Origin of the sequence: Pedobacter sp. Bi126 (assembly GCF_918698245.1) — a bacterium.
Classification (GTDB): Bacteria; Bacteroidota; Bacteroidia; order Sphingobacteriales; family Sphingobacteriaceae; genus Pedobacter.
The window spans coordinates 584395-602383 of the sequence record NZ_CAKKMS010000004.1 but is presented as its reverse complement, the minus strand read 5'-3'; the positions used below and the strand labels follow the sequence as shown (position 1 = coordinate 602383).

Annotated in this window: 14 protein-coding genes; 5 read left to right on the top strand and 9 right to left on the bottom strand. The window is 38.2% G+C overall.

All coding sequences use genetic code 11. From position 1 onward, the window contains the following. Positions 1-48: 48 nt before the first annotated feature. The 5 genes from LQ201_RS17465 to LQ201_RS17445 form a co-directional block, all read right to left on the bottom strand. Complete coding sequence (locus LQ201_RS17465; protein WP_230144681.1) at positions 49-1386, bottom strand: GH1 family beta-glucosidase; 1338 nt, start codon at positions 1384-1386, stop codon at positions 49-51. 300 nt (positions 1387-1686) lie between these two features. Continuing rightward, positions 1687-3081 (bottom strand): c-type cytochrome domain-containing protein, encoded by a 1395-nt coding sequence (locus tag LQ201_RS17460; protein WP_230144680.1) that lies wholly within the window; start codon positions 3079-3081, stop codon positions 1687-1689. A 1-nt stretch (position 3082) separates the two neighbouring features. Further along, entirely contained in the window at positions 3083-4015 is a 933-nt protein-coding gene (locus tag LQ201_RS17455; RefSeq protein ID WP_230144679.1) for a sugar phosphate isomerase/epimerase, read from the bottom strand. Positions 4016-4102: 87 nt separating this feature from the next. After that, positions 4103-5614, bottom strand: coding sequence for a DUF1501 domain-containing protein (locus LQ201_RS17450; protein WP_230144678.1), 1512 nt, complete (start codon positions 5612-5614; stop codon positions 4103-4105). An 11-nt stretch (positions 5615-5625) separates the two neighbouring features. Next, positions 5626-8364 (bottom strand): DUF1553 domain-containing protein, encoded by a 2739-nt coding sequence (locus LQ201_RS17445; protein WP_230144677.1) that lies wholly within the window; start codon positions 8362-8364, stop codon positions 5626-5628. Between the two features lie 218 nt (positions 8365-8582). Between LQ201_RS17445 and LQ201_RS17440 the strand changes: the two genes are divergently transcribed. Beyond that, the gene (locus LQ201_RS17440; RefSeq protein WP_230144676.1) at positions 8583-9467 is read left to right on the top strand and encodes an AraC family transcriptional regulator; all 885 of its coding nucleotides are present in this window, start codon (positions 8583-8585) and stop codon (positions 9465-9467) included. Between the two features lie 59 nt (positions 9468-9526). Here the strand turns inward: LQ201_RS17440 and LQ201_RS17435 are convergent, their stop codons facing one another. Then, complete coding sequence (locus LQ201_RS17435) at positions 9527-11341, bottom strand: DNA mismatch repair protein MutS (protein WP_230144675.1); 1815 nt, start codon at positions 11339-11341, stop codon at positions 9527-9529. 113 nt (positions 11342-11454) lie between these two features. Here LQ201_RS17435 and rlmH point away from each other — a divergent pair, with 113 nt between their 5' ends. Both rlmH and LQ201_RS25675 read left to right on the top strand, forming a co-directional pair. Further along, positions 11455-11928, top strand: a complete 474-nt coding sequence (rlmH, locus tag LQ201_RS17430) for a 23S rRNA (pseudouridine(1915)-N(3))-methyltransferase RlmH (RefSeq protein ID WP_108198206.1) — start codon at positions 11455-11457, stop codon at positions 11926-11928. Positions 11929-12136: 208 nt separating this feature from the next. Beyond that, positions 12137-12265, top strand: coding sequence for a hypothetical protein (locus LQ201_RS25675; RefSeq protein WP_256449212.1), 129 nt, complete (start codon positions 12137-12139; stop codon positions 12263-12265). A 60-nt stretch (positions 12266-12325) separates the two neighbouring features. Here LQ201_RS25675 and LQ201_RS17425 read toward each other — a convergent pair whose 3' ends face one another. Both LQ201_RS17425 and LQ201_RS17420 read right to left on the bottom strand, forming a co-directional pair. Beyond that, the gene (locus LQ201_RS17425) at positions 12326-12868 is read right to left on the bottom strand and encodes a DUF5606 domain-containing protein (RefSeq protein WP_057932097.1); all 543 of its coding nucleotides are present in this window, start codon (positions 12866-12868) and stop codon (positions 12326-12328) included. A 145-nt stretch (positions 12869-13013) separates the two neighbouring features. After that, the gene (locus LQ201_RS17420) at positions 13014-13475 is read right to left on the bottom strand and encodes a peptidylprolyl isomerase (RefSeq protein ID WP_029275450.1); all 462 of its coding nucleotides are present in this window, start codon (positions 13473-13475) and stop codon (positions 13014-13016) included. A 233-nt stretch (positions 13476-13708) separates the two neighbouring features. Here LQ201_RS17420 and LQ201_RS17415 point away from each other — a divergent pair, with 233 nt between their 5' ends. Together LQ201_RS17415 and LQ201_RS17410 are read left to right on the top strand one after the other, a co-directional pair. Then, the gene (locus tag LQ201_RS17415) at positions 13709-14890 is read left to right on the top strand and encodes an asparagine synthetase B (RefSeq protein WP_230144815.1); all 1182 of its coding nucleotides are present in this window, start codon (positions 13709-13711) and stop codon (positions 14888-14890) included. 283 nt (positions 14891-15173) lie between these two features. Further along, positions 15174-15914 (top strand): outer membrane beta-barrel protein, encoded by a 741-nt coding sequence (locus LQ201_RS17410; RefSeq protein ID WP_230144674.1) that lies wholly within the window; start codon positions 15174-15176, stop codon positions 15912-15914. A gap of 67 nt (positions 15915-15981) precedes the next feature. On the opposite strand, the gene LQ201_RS17405 is transcribed toward LQ201_RS17410, so the two are convergent. Beyond that, complete coding sequence (locus LQ201_RS17405; RefSeq protein WP_230144673.1) at positions 15982-17988, bottom strand: putative porin; 2007 nt, start codon at positions 17986-17988, stop codon at positions 15982-15984. Position 17989 lies beyond the last annotated feature (1 nt).

Genomic DNA, 17989 nt, shown 5'->3' with positions numbered 1-17989 from the left:
AACTTAAGAATTTGTTTAATAATGAAGAAAAAAACAGCCATATATCAACTAACTTTTTAGGAAATTTTGCCACCAATAGCCCGAATCTTTAATGCTGCGCTCCTGTGTTTTAAAATCGTTATAAATCAATCCAAAGCGGGCAGTAAATCCTTCAGCCCATTCAAAATTATCCATTAATGTCCAGGCCATATAACCAGTTACGTTTACACCTTCCTTTTTGAGCTTCAACAGTGCATTTAAATAAAGTTTGAAATACTCGATCCGCTCAGGGTCTTCTACCCTACCATTGATCAATTTATCATGATAAGCAGCACCATTTTCCGTGATTATGATATTTTTGACATTTGGGTAAGCAGCAAACTGTTTCACGATATTATAGAAACTATCAGCATTTACCTCCCATCCCATTGCGGTATGAGGTTTTTTTCTGCTCTTGGCTTTTACCTCCCAGGCCTGAATAACCGGAATAAAGGCATTATACTTAACCACCAAAGGGAAATAGTTCTGAAGACCAATAAAGTCAAAATCAAATTTCATCCGTTCGTGAAGCCGCCAGGTACCATATTCGATCTGAAATTTTTCTAACACATCCCAATTGGCAGTGGGAAACCCCATGCCCTGTGTAGGTTCTACAAAAAGGCGGTTCATTAGGCAATCTACCCGTTTTGCAGCAAGGATATCGCTATCACTCTGGGTACTTGGGATTACTTCCGAACAAGAAAAAGTAGTTCCGATATTAGCCTTGCTAATTTCTGCGCGTAAAATCTTGCCCCCATCTGCCTGGGCCAGTGCAGTATGTAATACCGCTGAAAAGAAATTACCTAATCCTGTTTTCCCTGGGGCATGAACGCCTAACATATAGCCCAAAGAAGTATAACCGAAAGGTTCATTCAACACAATCCAGTTTTTCACTTTATCGCCATATTCTAAGGCACAGATACTCACAAAAGCATTAAAAGCAGCATTGATGCTAAAGCTTGTCCAGCCGCCCTCATCTTCTAAAGCCTGCGGCAAATCCCAATGGTAAAGCGTGATGTAAGGTGTTATTCCATGGGTTAAACATTCATCGATAAGATTGTGATAAAAACGGATGCCTTCCTGATTAATCTCTCCCCTACCTGCAGGTAAAATGCGCGACCAGGCAATAGAAAACCTAAACACTTTAAAGCCAAGCAGTTTAACTAAAGCTATATCTTCAGCATAGCGGTGATAAAAATCGCAAGCAGGATCTAATTTGTGATTCTTTTTTATTTTTCCATTTTTCGCCGTAAAGGTGTCCCAAATGGAAGGACCTTTACCGTACTGGGTAGCTGTACCTTCTATTTGAGCAGCAGCAGTAGCCACGCCCCATAAAAAATTTTGGCCAAAATCACTTGCATTAATCATTCGCTATCAATTAATTGCCATAAGTTGCAAGTTTAATATTAACAAATCATTAACAAGGAATAGAAAAGACTTTTTACCTACATTTTACTTGTTAGCGCTCTTAATGGCAGATACACGACCTGATACGATACCCAAATCAGTACCTTTGAAAGGAACGCTTTTATTATTGCTTAATCCTGCGGGATCAGTCAGATGGTAACATCCGACTGCACATTTTTGGCATGACATCAGCTATTACGATCTGACATCCTATCTAAATTAGCGATACCATTTAGTTAATTCAATTCATTGATCGAGCAACTACGGTGCTTTAACCACGGTAGTATCCTGCGCTATCATTGGTACTTTATAGTTTCCGGTATCTAAACTTACTTTAGGCAATAGTTTTTTTATACTGGCTAAATCTACTTTACCTATCCCGGTATGATATACATACAGAAATTTTAAATTTTTCAGTTTCTTTAATTGATTAATCCCTTTTGCAGTAATTTTTGTCCCGACAAGACTCAATGATTGTAACTGATCTAAATCTTTCAGCGATGCTAAACCTGCATCTGTGATCTGGGTATTATTTAGGTTTAACCTGGTTAAGTTTTTGCAATCTTTTATTGCAGTTAAGGTTTGATCGTTTATTTTATTGTTTTCTAACTTAAGCCAAAGGAGCTGTTTTTCGATTGATTTTATCAGGTCCAAAACATCTTTACCCATCGATTGTGCATTGATAAAATTGGCCGAAAGGTAATTGGTATGCTGGGCAACCGGGAATACGGTAATCCCTGCATCGGTAAATTTTTTCAATACTTTATTATCAACTGCCGATACCTCTTCAGTTGGAATATCACTGGCTTTGATTTGCTCGGCCCCGCTTTCGCCTTTCTGTAGGCTGGCTAAAATTGTTTTTATATTTTCTGGCTGGGGAAGGTCTTTAAATTTCTTTTTAAAATCGGCGCCATTATCAATCCACCATTTTAATAAGGCAATCTCATTGTTAGTGAGTTGAGGTTTTTCTTTAGGTGCCATGTGGTCTTCATCATTCAACGGCAATAAAACCCGCTTCATCAGCTCACTATCATCAGCTTTACCCTTTACTATGGTGCGTCCATCTTTTCCACCTTTTAAAATATATTCTTCTTGGTCTAACCTTAGCTTGCCTTTCTGCTTTTCGCTGCCATGGCAACTATAACACCTGTTCTGAAAAAGTGGTTGAATAGCATTTTGGTAAACAAAGGCTTCCTGAACATTTGGAATTGGTGGTATGGCTGCACCACCTTTTGTACTGCCCGATTTTAACGGCGCGGTTAAATAATCAGAACCGTGGGTTAAAGAACCTCCTAAATGCCCTGTAATGGAAATGAGCACGATGAGAACCACCGCTATTGTACCCAGTATGGCATTTGATTTAACCTTTTGGTAAATAATCCACAATATAAAAGATATAACAGCAACACTGATTCCCATCCATTGATGATTACTCACGAGTTTTCCATCATAGTCGCCACCATTGGCCAATAAATAGCCAGTAATGCAAGATACTGCAGCACTTAACGCACCTAGAAGCAGCATAACAGGAATGGCTGGTTTTAGGTTGATAAACTTTGCAACAAATGATAAGAGAATACAAATACAGCCAAGTAACAAAATTCCGATAGGAAGGTGGACAAAAACTGGGTGAAAGCGGCCGAAAAACTCTAACATCTTATTGATATCTCTTTCTTAATAAATTCATCATGTAAACATTTATTGCCCATTGATCGGCAAGGGGTTGGCGCGTATAAGGCAGGGTAGGCATATAATCAGCCGGGCCAAATTCGGTAAGAATGGTCATACGCTCGCCGTTTTTCTTTTTGCGTTCTATAATTTTATCCCACCAGGCCAGGTGTGCTTCTACCACTTTTGCCCATTCTGGTGCCCGTGGATCGTTTACCTGTGGTCCTTCGGGGTGCCCAACCCGCGAGTGGATATGTTCTGCCTTTTCTAAAATAAAATCGATGGTCTGTTTCTGGTCAGATAATAAACTTTCGTGCACATTGCACCAATGCGAAATATCTAAAGTGAATTTCAATTCTGGATTTTTCTCCGCAAAATTTTTAGCAACATGTGCAGCAAACATCATACGGCTACGATGCGTTTCGTGATAAACCGGTATGCCCGACGATTTGCTCTTGGCCGTTGCGTAATCGATAATCTGTTTATTTTCTTCGTAAGTGAAATAATCTTTTCCAGAATGGCAATTAATGTAAACCGGTTTTTGATAAGTATTGGCACAAATGGTATCTAAACTTTTTTTGAAAGAAGCGAAGTGCTCAGTTATGTTCGACTGCGATCCAGCGCATAAAAACCCGATTTCCAGTTTATATTTCTTAACCGCATCAAAAAGTTCTTTTATCGCTTTGTCCTCACCAGGCCACCATACTTCAATGCCTTCATATCCTTCTTTTTTGGCTGCTGCGCAAAACTCATCTCTTGTACCTCCAAAACCCCAATCAGTTTGCATAAATAATAGTTCGTAGCCAGCTTTTGCTTTTGTATTTTTAAGTTCGTTGGCGCTCATGTTTTGAATGGGGGCTAAAATTGATGCTGCCGTTACAACAGCTGTATTTTGTAAGAATTTCCTTCTGGTTTGGTTCATTGGTTCACTTGTTGTTGGTTCATTTGTAGATTCGTCATTCGGTTAATCGGTTAATAGACTGTGGACTCAGGACTTCCGACTCCTGACTTAAGCTACAATCTCTGAGATCACCTTACCTGCCACATCGGTTAACCTAAATGGCCTCCCCTGAAAAGGATAGGTAAATTGTTCGTGATCGAAGCCCAACTGGTTTAAAATAGTGGCTTGAATATCAAAAGCATCAACTTTTCCACTTACGGCACTATAGCCAATTTCGTCTGTTTCGCCGTGTGTAAATCCTTTTTTTACACCTCCACCGGCCATCCAAATGGTAAATGCTTCTGTATGGTGATCTCTACCTTTAAATGGATTTTGAATACCATTTCTGTTTTCCATCATTGGCGTACGCCCGAATTCACCACCCCAAACAACCAGGGTTTCCTCTAATAAACCACGTTGTTTTAAATCGAGTAATAAAGCGGTAATTGGCCTGTCAATGGTTCTGCATTTATTCTTCAGTCCGATGTTAAGTGAGTTGTTTGGATTATCGCCGTGCGCATCCCATCCCCAATCGAATAACTGCACATAACGTACTCCTTTTTCTACCAGTTTACGGGCAAGCAACACATTATTGGCAAAACATGCTTTACCTGGTTGTGTACCATACATTTCGTGAATGTAGGCTGGTTCATCATTGATGTTCATCACCTCTGGTGCCGATATCTGCATGCGGTAAGCCATTTCATACTGTGCTATCCGCGATAAAATCTCAGGATCGTTATACTCTTGATATTGCTGCTCGTTAGCTTTATTAATGGCTTCGATAGATGCTTTTCTCAAATCCCGGTTCATTCCATCGGGATCTTTTATAAACAGTACCGGATCTCCCTCACTTCTACATTGTACACCCTGATAAACAGAGGGCAAGAAACCACTTCCCCAAACACTTTTTCCGGCATCAGGAAAACTCCCTCCACTGGTCAATACTACATATCCCGGTAAATTCTGGTTTTCTGATCCCAAACCGTAAGTTACCCAGCTGCCCATGCTTGGTCTGCCCAATCGCGGTGACCCTGTATGTACCAACAGCTGCGCCGGAGCATGGTTAAACTGATCTGTTTTAACAGCTTTTAAAAAGCTTACCTCATCTACCATAGTAGAAAAGTGCGGTAAATTATCACTCACCAAGGCACCTGATTGGCCATATTTGGCAAAATTAGCCTGTGGACCCAACATTTTAGGCACCCCGGTAATAAAAGCAAATTTTTTCCCGGCAAGTAATGATGGAGGGCAATCCTGGCCGTCCATTTTCATGAGCTCTGGTTTAAAATCAAACAATTCTAATTGAGATGGAGCACCTGCCATGTGCAAATAAATTACACTTCGGGCCTTGCCTACAAGTGGTGGCGATTTTGGCAATAAGGGGTGTGCAGGATCGTAAGCAATCTTTGTTTGTGGACTCGAAAAAAGATTACCGCAGCTACCCAATAACGAACCCATTGCCAAAGCACCCAAACCCATCGCACTTTCTTTTAAAAAATGGCGCCGCGAGTTTAGGCGTGCATTTGCTTCATGTGCTTCTTTAATTAACCTATGTGCATTTAATTCGTCTCTTGTCATAACTGATCAAATCAATTTTTGGTAACCACTTCATCCAGGTTAAGCATTACATTGGCTACTAGTACCATTGCTGCTTCTTCTGGCTTAAATTTCTTTTGTTTATCGCCCATAAATGCCGATACACTTGCCGAATTTTTTCTAAACTCGCCAAAAGCCTTGGCATACAGGTCTTCGAATACTTTTAACCTATTTTGAGGGATCGTTTTATATAAGATCAATTCATAGCCCTTGGCAATTTTAGATCTGCTGGTACCTCCTCCTACTTTTTCCATGCGTAGCGCCAGTTTTCTTGCCAGATCGATATAAACACTATCATTTAAGGTTACCAGGGCCTGAAGTGGGGTATTGGTTCGGATACGCCGCGGACTACAAACCACTCTCGATGCGCCATCAAAGGCAATAGCTGATGGATATGGGGCTGTTCTTTTCCAATAGGTATAAATTCCCCTGCGGTATTGTTCTTCCCCACCACTGAGCACCCATTTAGCACCATTATAAGGCGAAAACCAAATTCCTTCGGGTTGCCAGGGCATTACGGGTGGTCCGTACATTTTATTACTTAATACTCCACAAACAGCAAGGCTCTGATCTCTGATTTGCTCAGCACTTAACCTGATCCGCGAACCCCTGGCGTAAAACTTATTAAACAGATCTTTTTCTTTCAGTTCTTCGGTTACCTTACTATCTTGTCTGTAAGTACCCATCATCACCAGTTCCTTCAACATTTTTTTAACGCTCCAGTTGTATTTGTACATAAACTGATAAGCCATAAAATCCAAAAGTTCCTGATGGGTAGGCGCCATTCCCTGGGTGCCCATATCTTCTAAAGTTTCTACCAAACCGGCTCCGTATAACTGCTCCCATAATCGGTTCACCATTGTTCTCGATACAAGAGGATTTCTTTTATCGGTAAGCCACATGGCTAAACCCATCCGGTTATCAGGTGCGTTTTTAGGCATAGCAAAAGCCAAAGAATTAGGTACACCAACTTTAACATCTTTGCCTTTCGAAGTCCATGCACCACGCTCAAATACATAGTTTTTGCGCTGCATGCTCAATGGGTTTTCGACCATAATCGGTGTTGTTGGCACCTTTGCATTCATTAAATCAGTAAATCTTTTTTTATTGGCCACATACTCAGGCTTGCCTTTTCCGGGAAACTGCTTGGTAAAATAAAACCAATCGAAGTACACCATAAATTCGTCAGGATTTTTTACCGAAGGATTGGTATACTTTAAATACACATCCTTTAACCCACTTTGCTTTGCAAAATCTATTTCTACATTTTCATAACCTTCAGTTTGGGCGAGTTTCCACGATTTTACAACAGGGCCGTTTGGTGAGCCTAAATGTAAACTCATTGTACCACCAGGTTTGCTGCAGTTGTAGCGGAAAATCAATTGGTCAACATTTTCAAGGTTTACAGATTTTAACCTTGCAGATGAACTATTTTTAAAATAAAGTGCAATGTTATGATTACCGATTACTGAATTTACCAATTCATCGGCCGTTGTAGAGTTTATTGCCGGCTGACCAGTTTTTAAGAATAAATCAACTTCGGCAGCTCTTTCTTTACCTGCAACCGTTTTAACCCAGCTGGTTAAATGATCGAGCTCGTTTTTAAGGCTATCATTAAAATCTTTAAGTAATGGGTATTCTGCAGAAACGTCTTCATCTCTTGTATTATTAAAATACGACATGAATTTATAATACTCATCATGTTTAAAAGGATCGTATGGGTGGCTATGGCATTGTACACAAGAGAAAGTTGTACTCATTAACCCTTCCCAGGTGGCATTTACACGATCTAAAACCGCTGCCGTTCTAAATTCTTCATTATTGGTTCCCCCCTCATCGTTGGTTGGCGTATTTCTGCTAAAAGCCGTAGCAATATATTGGGCATCAGTTGGATTTGGAAATAAATCACCGGCAATCTGATCGGTAATAAATCGATCATATGGCATATCGCGGTTAAAGGCTTTAATCACCCAGTCGCGATAACTCCAGATATTTCGGTTAGGATCACTCTCGTAGCCTTTAGTATCGGCATAACGTGCTATATCCAGCCACATCGATGCCCAGCGCTCGCCAAATTTAGGCGAAGCCAGCAAACTATCAACCAGCACATTGTAGGCTGCCTGTTCGTCTTTACTGTTCAAATAGAATTTGGCCAGCTTATCAGATGGGTAAGTACCGATCAGATCTAAACTTACTCTTCTTAATAGGGTAGCCTTATCAGCAGTTTTAGATGGCTCAAGTTTATTTTCCTCAAGTTTTGCAAAAATAAATTTATCCAGATCGTTGCGTATCCAATCATTATCCACATCTGGCAATTCAGTCGGTTTTACACTAACATAAGCCCAATGGTTGCCCCATTTTGCACCTTGTTTTATCCAGCCACTCAAAATGTCAATTTCATCATTATTTAAAGCGGGGTGCTTATATGGCATCCTTTCTTCAGGATCGTTTGATTTTAAGCGTTTGATAAATTCGCTATCCTCCGGATTGCCTGGAATAATTGCCGGTTTGCCGCTTTTAGTTTTAGCCAAAGCCTCTTCCCTAAACAATACGCTAAAACCGCCTTGCTGTTTAACCCCTCCGTGACAGGAGATACATTTTTTATTTAAAATGGGCTTAACCTGCGTGTTAAAATCGATCGGTTTCTCCGACGAAAAAAGCGAAAAGGCTATTAAGGTAATCACAACCAGTACGAAGCCTGATGCAAATAATATTTTCTTTTTCAATAACATTTTGGTTAGAATAAATTTAAGCTAATTTTTAGGCTTCTTAACTGTATACAAAGTTAAATTAAGCTAAACATTTATCAAAAATTACAATAGAGGCGGCTATTAGACTAAATCGCTAAGATTTCGCTCCCTTTAAACCAAAGATCAATAAAAAAATAAAACACAAAAATGTATTAACTTGCTCAAAAAATGGATTATCTTACTTTTTATCAAGAATCACAATGGAGAAACGCCAAGTAGGACAGAAAAATAGTTTTGATTTTCAAAAAGCCTTTATCATCCCCAGGAATGTACTTATAAAACAGTGCACTAAAAATGAAATCATAAACAATTTATTTATTACCGATATTGGTTATTACCGTAAGGCATTGAATCACTATATAAAAAGAAATAATGGTTCAGAACAGCATATTTTGATTTATTGCATAGAAGGAAAAGGAAACGTAGAATTTCAGGATACCAATTATCATATTGAAGCCGGTAATTTCATTATTATCCCAAAAGAAATAGCACATACTTACCAAGCTGACCCAGCGTTACCATGGACTATTTATTGGTTCCATTTTTCCGGAACCGGTGCTGATCAACTGGTTGCTTCGTTACAGAATTATAAGGCTTATGCGGGTTTTAGTGAAGAACGGAACATGTTGTTCGACACGATTTACAACCGACTGGAAAGAGGTTTTAGTAGAGAAAATATAATTTATGCCAATTTATGTTTCCACCAATACATTGCTGAAGTTGTTTATACCGATAAACATCTCGTTAACGATAAAATTATGGAACCTGATAAAGTTGAAGAGGTTATAGATTTTATGCGGAAAAACATTGAAAAGATGCTTAGTTTAAAGGAAATGGCACTGGCTGTCTACCTTTCACCTTCCTATTTATCGGCCATTTTTAAAAAGAAAACCGGAACCTCACCGATCGATTATTTTAACCAGCTCAAAATTCAGAAAACCACACAATATTTACTGTTCACCAACCTGCGGATTAACGAAATTGCACAAAAAGTCGGCATTAACGATCCTTACTATTTTAGCCGGCTCTTTTCAAGCATCATGGGCATTTCGCCGAAACAATACCGCGATAATAGGTTTAACTGATGTTTTTATTGTCAGACAGATGTTCGATGTACAGTCGGATGGTAACATCTGACAGCACATTAATCCAAGGTTAAGCCAATTTCCTTCAGCAAAATAGCTGCGTTAAAAGTCTTGCACGGTCCGTGTTTTAGTAAATAATCAAATTTCATTTCACCTTCGGTGATCTGGATATCAAAATGAAAATTACGGACGGTTTCGGGGTAATCGATAATCAGATCTGCCAGTTGTAAATCGTGTGTAGCAAAAAGTGCAGGTGTTTTTTCGGTAATCAGCTTTTGTATAAAAACCTTCGAGCCCAAATATTTATCCCTACTGTTTGTACCCCGCAGCATTTCGTCAATCAATACAAAGGTATCTTTGTCTTTAACTACATTATCTAAAATCATTTTCAGGCGGTTTAACTCTGCCTTAAAAGTAGAGGTGCTTTCGTTCAGTGAATCTTTAATCCGCATATAAGTATTGATCGAAAAAACCGATAATTGCATGGTTTTGGCACAAACCGGTGCACCAGTATAAGCCAATATCATATTAATACCCAAAGTACGTAGAAAAGTGCTTTTGCCGGCCATGTTAGAACCCGTTACAATATCTACAGTTGGTTTGGTTTCTAAATGAAAATCATTATCCACCCGAACCTGCTCGTTAATAAGCGGATGGCCAATATGAGTGGTGGCTAATGCAAATTGATCTGCTACCATTGGAAAAACCCAATCTGGCTGATTATAGGCTGTTGTGGCCAATGAAATCAGTTCTTCAAAATCGCCTAAATGGTCAAGGGCCGAAATCACATCCTCGGATGATGATTTGTACCAAATATCTAAACTGATGCAGCACTTTAAATCCCAAAGCAAAAGTGCGTTCAATATACCGCCAACCAGGATATTCAGCCTGGCATCAAAATTCTGGATAATTTTGGATAAGCCTTTAATTTCTTTGCTTACCGGGATTTTTGAATCTAATAAACCTAAGGTATACGAACTTTTCCAGTTTTGATTCTCTGTCCATAAAATAGCACTGGCATAACCGTTTAACAGACTCGAACTTCCGCCAAAAGTGTAAAAAACCTTGTTAATTTTTGAGCCTAATAAAACGTTCCACCCTGTATGTATTACAAATAGAAGTGCCAGTATTTTCCAAAAAGCAGCGCTGATAAGAAGTGCCGCCAAAATTAAACCAACAGAAATATAAGGTACCAGCTTGACGTAAAACCTCAAAAAACTGCCCTTTACAAATTCCAATTGTGCGCCCAATTGGTGCTTAAGCTGTATTTTAATCTGCTCTATTTTATCTGGGTCGTAACCATGCAGATTAGCCCTGAAACTATAAGTTTCTGCTATCTTATCTGTTATTTCTTTTATGGCTTCCTGACGGAGTAATATCTTATCTCTGGTCGGTTTTTCTGCGAAATTTTTAGCCAGGAGGTTATTTCCGCTTTTGGTACTACAACGGTTGATCAGTGCAAACAGCGATGCACTTCCAAAAATATCAAGGTCGGAAGTATAGGGATGCAGTTCAGATTCGAAAGCCTTACCATGATCATAGCCATTCGCTGTTCCGTTTAAAACATTCCATTCATTCTGATAAACCCATAAGAGTTGCTTTTTAAAATCGATTTCGCGGTCTAGCTTACTTTGCCTGCGCACAATAAAGGCAAAGGCAATAATCGGCACCAATAATGCAAGCTGAATTAATGTGCGTAATCCATCATCTGCAGAACGTAACAGTAGAATAAAGAATAAAATTTCGGCCAGGAACAGGCCTATCCGGATGAAAGAAAGTTGATCGATTATTTTTTTGGTCTCTGCTATATCAGCAGTAACCTGCTTAATTTTTTGATCGTAATCGGCTATTATTTCTACTTGTTGTTTTAACATGATATCGCTTCGGTGTATATATTTTCGAAGGTATAAGATCGATAGATTGTCTTTTTTGTTACAATTTTCTCTAAGTTTGAATCTCGAAATTCTAAAGATAGGCAAAATATTAAATGAAGATTACACTGATCGCCATTGGCAAAACAGAAGATAAATATCTAATTGAAGGAATTGATAAATACATCAACCGTTTAAAGCACTATATTAACTTTAGTTTTGTGGCTTTGCCAGATGTAAAGAATGTTAAAAACCTAAGCGAGGCCCAGCAAAAGGCAAAAGAAGCAGAGTTGCTGCATAAACAAATTAACAATGGCGATGTTGTTATTTTATTGGATGAAAAAGGAAAAAAATATTCATCCGTAGAATTTTCAAACTACTTAAATAAACAGATGGTTGGTAGCGTGCAGCATTTAATTTTTATTATTGGCGGCCCTTATGGATTTGATGAAACCATTTACAAAAGGGCAAACGGGTTAATTTCGCTGTCTGACATGACCTTTTCTCACCAAATGATCAGATTGTTTTTTGTAGAGCAGCTTTACCGGGGATTTAGCATTTTAAAAGGAGAACCTTATCATCACGCTTAGAACAATGCCATTAAGTTAAGGGTTTTAACCACAGATGCACACAGATAAACACGGATTTTATATCTGTGTGCATCCTTTTTATCTGTGGTTAAATTATGTTTACCTCGGGCATATTATATAATGACATCACGCTTAGCAATGACAATGGTTATAGTAAGATGGGAATATGGAAAACGCGAATAAAAATCATCATTAAATAAAAGAAATTATGTTATTAGATAAATATAAACGGGAGTATAGATATAAAAGCAATCAGAATGGCAACAATAAATACCTATGGATCAGCATTATTGCATCATTGGTTATTATAGCTTTGCTTTATTATTTCTTCGATTAAACCCATAAAAAAACACCAGACAAATTGCCTGGTGTTCGCTATAATTTCGGTAAATAAAGCTTAAACGCCTTTTTTACTCGTCATGCTTGCTTTTTTAGCTGGCGCTGAAGTTTTAGTAGTTGCTTTAGCACTTGCTGATGCTTTAGATCCTGTAGCTTTTTGTTTTTTATCTGAAGCTGCTTTTTCTTCTGATAACTTAACCTCTGCTGGTGTACCCGGCGTTTCTGGAGTTTCTTCAGTAAACAATGGCAGGTCTTTTAATAAGTTATACCAAGTGATAATTTTCTTCATATCAGAAGCATAAACTTTCTCTTGATCGTGACCTGGTGCTACTTCAAGAAAGTAAGCACGTAAATCGCCTTTCAAATCCGGAGTAGATCCTTTTGCTGAAATTTTAGCAAAAATATCTGCCAATTTAATTTCCTCATCTTCGCCATACACAGTAATATCTTCTAACGAAGCTAATTTTGTGTTGGTGATGTTGGCAACAACTTTAGTTTTTTGAGCATCTAAGCCTTCTAAAATGTAACCTACTTTATTTTGTCCAACCAGTTTAAATAAACCCGGTCTGCCAGATACGGCAACAATTCCTCTTAAATTCATATTATGTGTGTTTAGCGGTTAGTGTTTGGCGTTTAGCGTTATAACACGCCTGCCACCAAACGCATCGCGTTTTCTAATGTTTTAAAACCTAAATATTGAGCAATTGGTATTAGCGCTAAACGCTTATCGCCAAACGCATTGCGCACTAATCTTCTAAAACTTCTATGTTTAAAATTTTATCACCTTGGCGAATATCATCTACAAGGTCTACATTCTCAACTACTTTACCAAAACAAGTATGATTACGGTCTAAGTGAGCGGTATTTGTTCTGCTATGGCAGATAAAAAACTGTGAACCACCAGTATTGCGGCCAGCGTGAGCCATAGATAAAACACCACGATCGTGATATTGATTTTCTCCGTCCAGTTCGCAGTCAATTTTGTAACCTGGGCCACCAGTACCTGCCAAATGTGCTTTAGCTGGGTCTTTTGAATTTGGGCATCCGCCCTGAACCATAAAGTTAGGAATTACACGGTGAAAAGTTACACCATCATAAAAGCCTTCTTTAGCTAATTTTTTAAAGTTTGCAACGGCTTTCGGCGCATCATTATCGTAGAATTCTACAGTCATTTCGCCTTTTTCTGTTTTTATTATTGCTTTACTCATATCAATATCGGTACTAATTTTAAATTTTATTCACTAAAAAAACAATCGTATTTTTTTAGTAGAGGGCAAAAATAACAAAATTGTATAACTTATAACATCATTAAATTTTTCTATACAGTTTAAATGCGGTATTTTAGTGTTTTAAGCATACCGATTTGATAAAGAAATATTATATCCTGCTCATTTGCCTGCTTTGCTCCTTGGGGCTAAGGGCTTCTTCTTTGTTAATTTACATGGATGAAGACCAAAAGAACCACCTTAAAGCATATGGTATTGCCTATTGGACAATCAGCAAACAACTGGAGGTTGATTGGCTTTTAAACTATCGCGGCGGAAGTTTTTTAATTAAATACAATAAAACAGTTGAAGACGAGCTTAAAATCCGTGGCGTATCTTACGAAGTAATGGCCGATGGAAAGGCAACCAACCTTTTAAACGAAATCAGCGATCCTGCGGTGAATATGGAGATGGTTAAGCTGGAGAAAACACCAAAAATTGCGGTTTACTCTCCAAAAAGCAAATTACCATGGGATGATGCCGTTACACTCGTTTTAACCTACGCCGAAATCCCGTACGATGTAATTTATGATGATGATATTTTACAGGATAAATTGAGCAAATACGATTGGTTACATTTGCACCATGAAGATTTTACCGGCCAGTACGGCCGTTTCTGGGCTAATTTCAGGTACGCAACCTGGTACCAGGAAGATGTAAAAAACCAGGAAACCTTAGCTAAGCGCATGGGATACAAAAAGGTTTCTGAAATGAAATTAGCCGTTGCCAAACACATCAAAGAATATTGTGCTGGTGGAGGCTTTTTGTTTGCAATGTGTTCGGGCACTGATAGTTTCGACATTGCCCTTGCTGCTGATGGGGTAGATATTTGCGCCCAAATGTTTGATGGTGATGCTGCAGACCCAAATGCACAAAGTAAACTGGATTTTAATAAAACCTTGGCCTTCCAGAATTTTAAGTTAGATAACAACCCAATGAACTATGAATTTTCGGATATCGACGCTACTCAAACCCGTACACTGAACCAAACCAACGATTACTTTACTTTATTCGATTTTTCAGCCAAATGGGATCTTGTCCCAACCATGCTTACCCAAGATCATGATAAAGTGATTAAAGGTTTTATGGGGCAAACCACGGCTTTCAGAAAGAGTTTAGTTAAAACAAGTGTGACTGTTTTGGGTGAAAATAAAGGTGCTGCAGAGGTAAGGTATTTACATGGAGAAATTGGCAAAGGCCAGTTTACTTTTTATGGCGGGCACGATCCGGAAGATTATCAACATGCCGTAGGCGATCCGCCAACAGATTTAAATCTACATCCTAATTCACCAGGATACCGCTTGATCTTAAATAATGTTCTTTTCCCCGCAGCGAAAAAGAAACCTCAAAAAACATAATTTTAGCGTAATCGCCTTTTGGCATCTTTTCTTTTAGGGTTAAAAAATTAGTAATTCTACTAGATATTCCTATTATGTAGACAGTAAATCATATCTATCGGCATAACTAATTGCTATCGTAATTATACTGAAACCGCTCAAAAAAGCCCCTGTAAACCAATAGATTACCAAATAAACTGTAACAGACTTGATACTTTGGCACAGCTTTTGGAATTGAGGCTTGTAATTAACAGCAGGTTAAAGCCTGAAATTTTAAACAAGATTCTTCTAAAAGAAAAATATTATGAAAAAGTTATTATTAAGCGCTTCAGTTTTATTATTAGCAACAGGTGCATTTGCACAAACAAAAATGACTAGTGAAACTGCTCGCTTTGGAATAAAAGCTGGTGTTAACCTTTCAAAGTTTCACGCTGGTGGCGATGATGCCGCAGCCAATAATTTTAATGATAATGCAAAAAACAATGTTGGCTTTAATGTGACCGCATTCGGTGATTTCGGTGTAGGAAATAATTTCTTCATTCAACCAGGCGTATCATTACAGAATAAGGGTAATAAATTTGAATCCGTAAGCACAGCAACCGCAGGAAGTAATACCATTACAACCACATCTTCAATTAAAACCAATTTAATGACCATTGAAGTACCTGTAAATGCAGTATTCAGAATTCCTACTGGCGATGCCGGCGCCGTTCAGATCAGTGCTGGTCCGTATATCGGCTTTAACATCTCTGGTAAAGACAAAGGAGAAAACACGGTTACAACAGTGAACAACTCCAACAATACCAGTGCTACCGTTACGACTTCTAATGATAAAGACCTAACATTTGGTAGTGCCAGCGATAAAAACTATAATAGTACCGAATTTGGTGCAAACTTTGGTTTAGCTTATCGCACAAATTCAGGATTTTTAGTAGGTGCAAACTATGGCTTGGGTTTAACAGATTTAACACCTAAAGACAGACAGGCCAATTCTAATAAATTGACCAACCGTGTAATTGGTTTATCTGTAGGTTATTCTTTCTAAGCGAAAGGCCTTAAAAACAAAAGCCTCCCAGATTATTAAATCGGGAGGCTTTTTTATGCTTTATTATTTAGTCGTAAAAGTTCCAGCTTACCCCAAATTTTAATAGGGCATCTTGCATGGGGTACCTGTTTACAGTGTAATAACCCGGTTGGAATAAACCCTGATTTACAAAATCATATTTAACAAAAATATTGGCCCTTTTTAAATTTGCTTTAAAAAAGACATCAATTACTGGTTTTGAAGCCAGGTTTGTTGGATTGCGCTCATCAATATAAAACTGCGCTGTTGCAGGTGAATATAAATAGTTTCCATACTCAGAATTGTACCTTACATCAAATCCTACATTAGCCTTTAATACTTTAAAAAAAGTATTATCAAAATAAATACTGTTATAAGTATAAAGTTCCGGTGTTCTTAACACTGCATTTTTATCTGTTTTTTGATAAGCGATATAATTTTCCATCACAAACTTACCAAACCTCGATTTCTTTGATACATCCAACCTGATTAAGCTAATATCGGCAGTAGCCTGTTTTGGTAAAATTGCAGTTGTACCATTGGTATGGTCGGCAGCAAAATAAACATAGTTACTGGTTAAGAAATATTTGGCTCCGGCAGTAAAACCATACTTATCATTGATATAGTTAAATGATAAATTGGCAATTTTAATGTTCTTAAAATCGCTGTTTGTCCATTGGTAATGGTTGCCATGATAGTAATTAAAAATAGCCGCTGGCGATTGGTTTTGTACATAAGCACCCAACTCGATTCTTCCTATGGTTTTACCTAAAAGGATTTTACTTTTTGCCTCGTATAAATAATCGCCTGCATTTTCACCTTGCAAAATTTGCTGAACATCTAAATTGAAATCGATATTATTAGAGAACCGATAGCCCGCTGCACCTAAAATGGTAATGTTTTGATGAGCAAACCTACTGCGCTCGTAATTGGTTGCATCTTGTTTTATACCAAAATATTCGTGCTTGTAATAATCATGCCTTACACCTGCATCAACCTTCAGTTCATTTTTAATAACCGAACTATTTTTTGGTCTTAAAAAGAAACTATAAATAAATTCATTTTTAATGTGTTGTACATGGGTCGAATCATTTGTAAATATTGTACTCGCAATTCCGGGAGGCAGTACATGATTAACATCCGTTCCATTTTTGTAAAAATCGAAGCTGTCGTTATTATACTCAAACGTATACGAAACCTTGTTGGTTGGTAAAACAGCATTGTTCACATTTGCAGAGGTATCTATCCTACCTACATAATAGGTTTGCTTTAAGAAAACGGTGTTTTTACGGTACAGATTTCTTGAGTCTGATAAATTTACCGGTTCAGCCTCTCTTGCAATTTTAGTATAATCAGGGTCGAATAAACCTGTAGCTACGGTAGAGCCATTCTCGTAGGCACGCATGGTATTAAAAATTGCTGATGCCCACATATTATAACGTTTGCTTGGCGATTGGTACCATGAAAATACGGCAACATTCAAATTATCGCCACGTTGTCTGGCGTAAAAGCCTCTGGAATCGCCACGGTTAAAATTAACCCCAACATTCCAGTTTTTTTTAATATTCTGTGTGTGGATAGCCCTAAAAAGCTGCTCTTTTTGTCCGGCACTAACAAAATATAAGCTGGTAAAAGGGGTCCTGGCCTGATAGTAAATAATATCTTCGGGCGTTAAAGCATAATAATCAAGCGAATGAAATCCTGCGTCAAAGCCGATCCTTTTACTAGGCTCGTATAATAATGGCCTTGCTGCCAAGCCCATGTTACCATTGTTTATGGTTGGGTGCAAGGGCTGTAAAAGCGGGCTGTAATTCTGGATATTCGTAGTTGAGGTATCTAAAGGCAGCAACACAATGCTGTCTTTAGTTAACGACAGCTTGGTAAACCTGATATATTTTGCGGTAAAAACGACAGAATCCTTCCCCGAGTCTAGTTTCTTCCGAACAGAATCCAATTCTTTGTTGGTACCAACACTTGTTTTTAAATCTTGTGCGAAGGTTTTGTTAATGCCTAACAGCAGTAAGAGAAAAAAACAGATTTTAACGACTTTATGCATC

Bases quoted from the DNA above. Each gene is read 5' to 3' on its own strand.
- LQ201_RS17465 (WP_230144681.1), bottom strand. From the start codon at position 1,386: ATGATTAATGCAAGTGATTTTGGCCAAAATTTTTTATGGGGCGTGGCT.
- LQ201_RS17420 (WP_029275450.1), bottom strand. From the start codon at position 13,475: ATGAGTAAAGCAATAATAAAAACAGAAAAAGGCGAAATGACTGTAGAA.
- LQ201_RS17455 (WP_230144679.1), bottom strand. From the start codon at position 4,015: ATGAACCAAACCAGAAGGAAATTCTTACAAAATACAGCTGTTGTAACG.
- rlmH (WP_108198206.1), top strand. From the start codon at position 11,455: ATGAAGATTACACTGATCGCCATTGGCAAAACAGAAGATAAATATCTA.
- LQ201_RS17410 (WP_230144674.1), top strand. From the start codon at position 15,174: ATGAAAAAGTTATTATTAAGCGCTTCAGTTTTATTATTAGCAACAGGT.
- LQ201_RS17450 (WP_230144678.1), bottom strand. From the start codon at position 5,614: ATGACAAGAGACGAATTAAATGCACATAGGTTAATTAAAGAAGCACAT.
- LQ201_RS17460 (WP_230144680.1), bottom strand. From the start codon at position 3,081: ATGTTAGAGTTTTTCGGCCGCTTTCACCCAGTTTTTGTCCACCTTCCT.
- LQ201_RS17435 (WP_230144675.1), bottom strand. From the start codon at position 11,341: ATGTTAAAACAACAAGTAGAAATAATAGCCGATTACGATCAAAAAATT.
- LQ201_RS17445 (WP_230144677.1), bottom strand. From the start codon at position 8,364: ATGTTATTGAAAAAGAAAATATTATTTGCATCAGGCTTCGTACTGGTT.
- LQ201_RS17440 (WP_230144676.1), top strand. From the start codon at position 8,583: ATGGAGAAACGCCAAGTAGGACAGAAAAATAGTTTTGATTTTCAAAAA.
- LQ201_RS17405 (WP_230144673.1), bottom strand. From the start codon at position 17,988: ATGCATAAAGTCGTTAAAATCTGTTTTTTTCTCTTACTGCTGTTAGGC.
- LQ201_RS25675 (WP_256449212.1), top strand. From the start codon at position 12,137: ATGTTATTAGATAAATATAAACGGGAGTATAGATATAAAAGCAATCAG.
- LQ201_RS17425 (WP_057932097.1), bottom strand. From the start codon at position 12,868: ATGAATTTAAGAGGAATTGTTGCCGTATCTGGCAGACCGGGTTTATTT.
- LQ201_RS17415 (WP_230144815.1), top strand. From the start codon at position 13,709: ATGGATGAAGACCAAAAGAACCACCTTAAAGCATATGGTATTGCCTAT.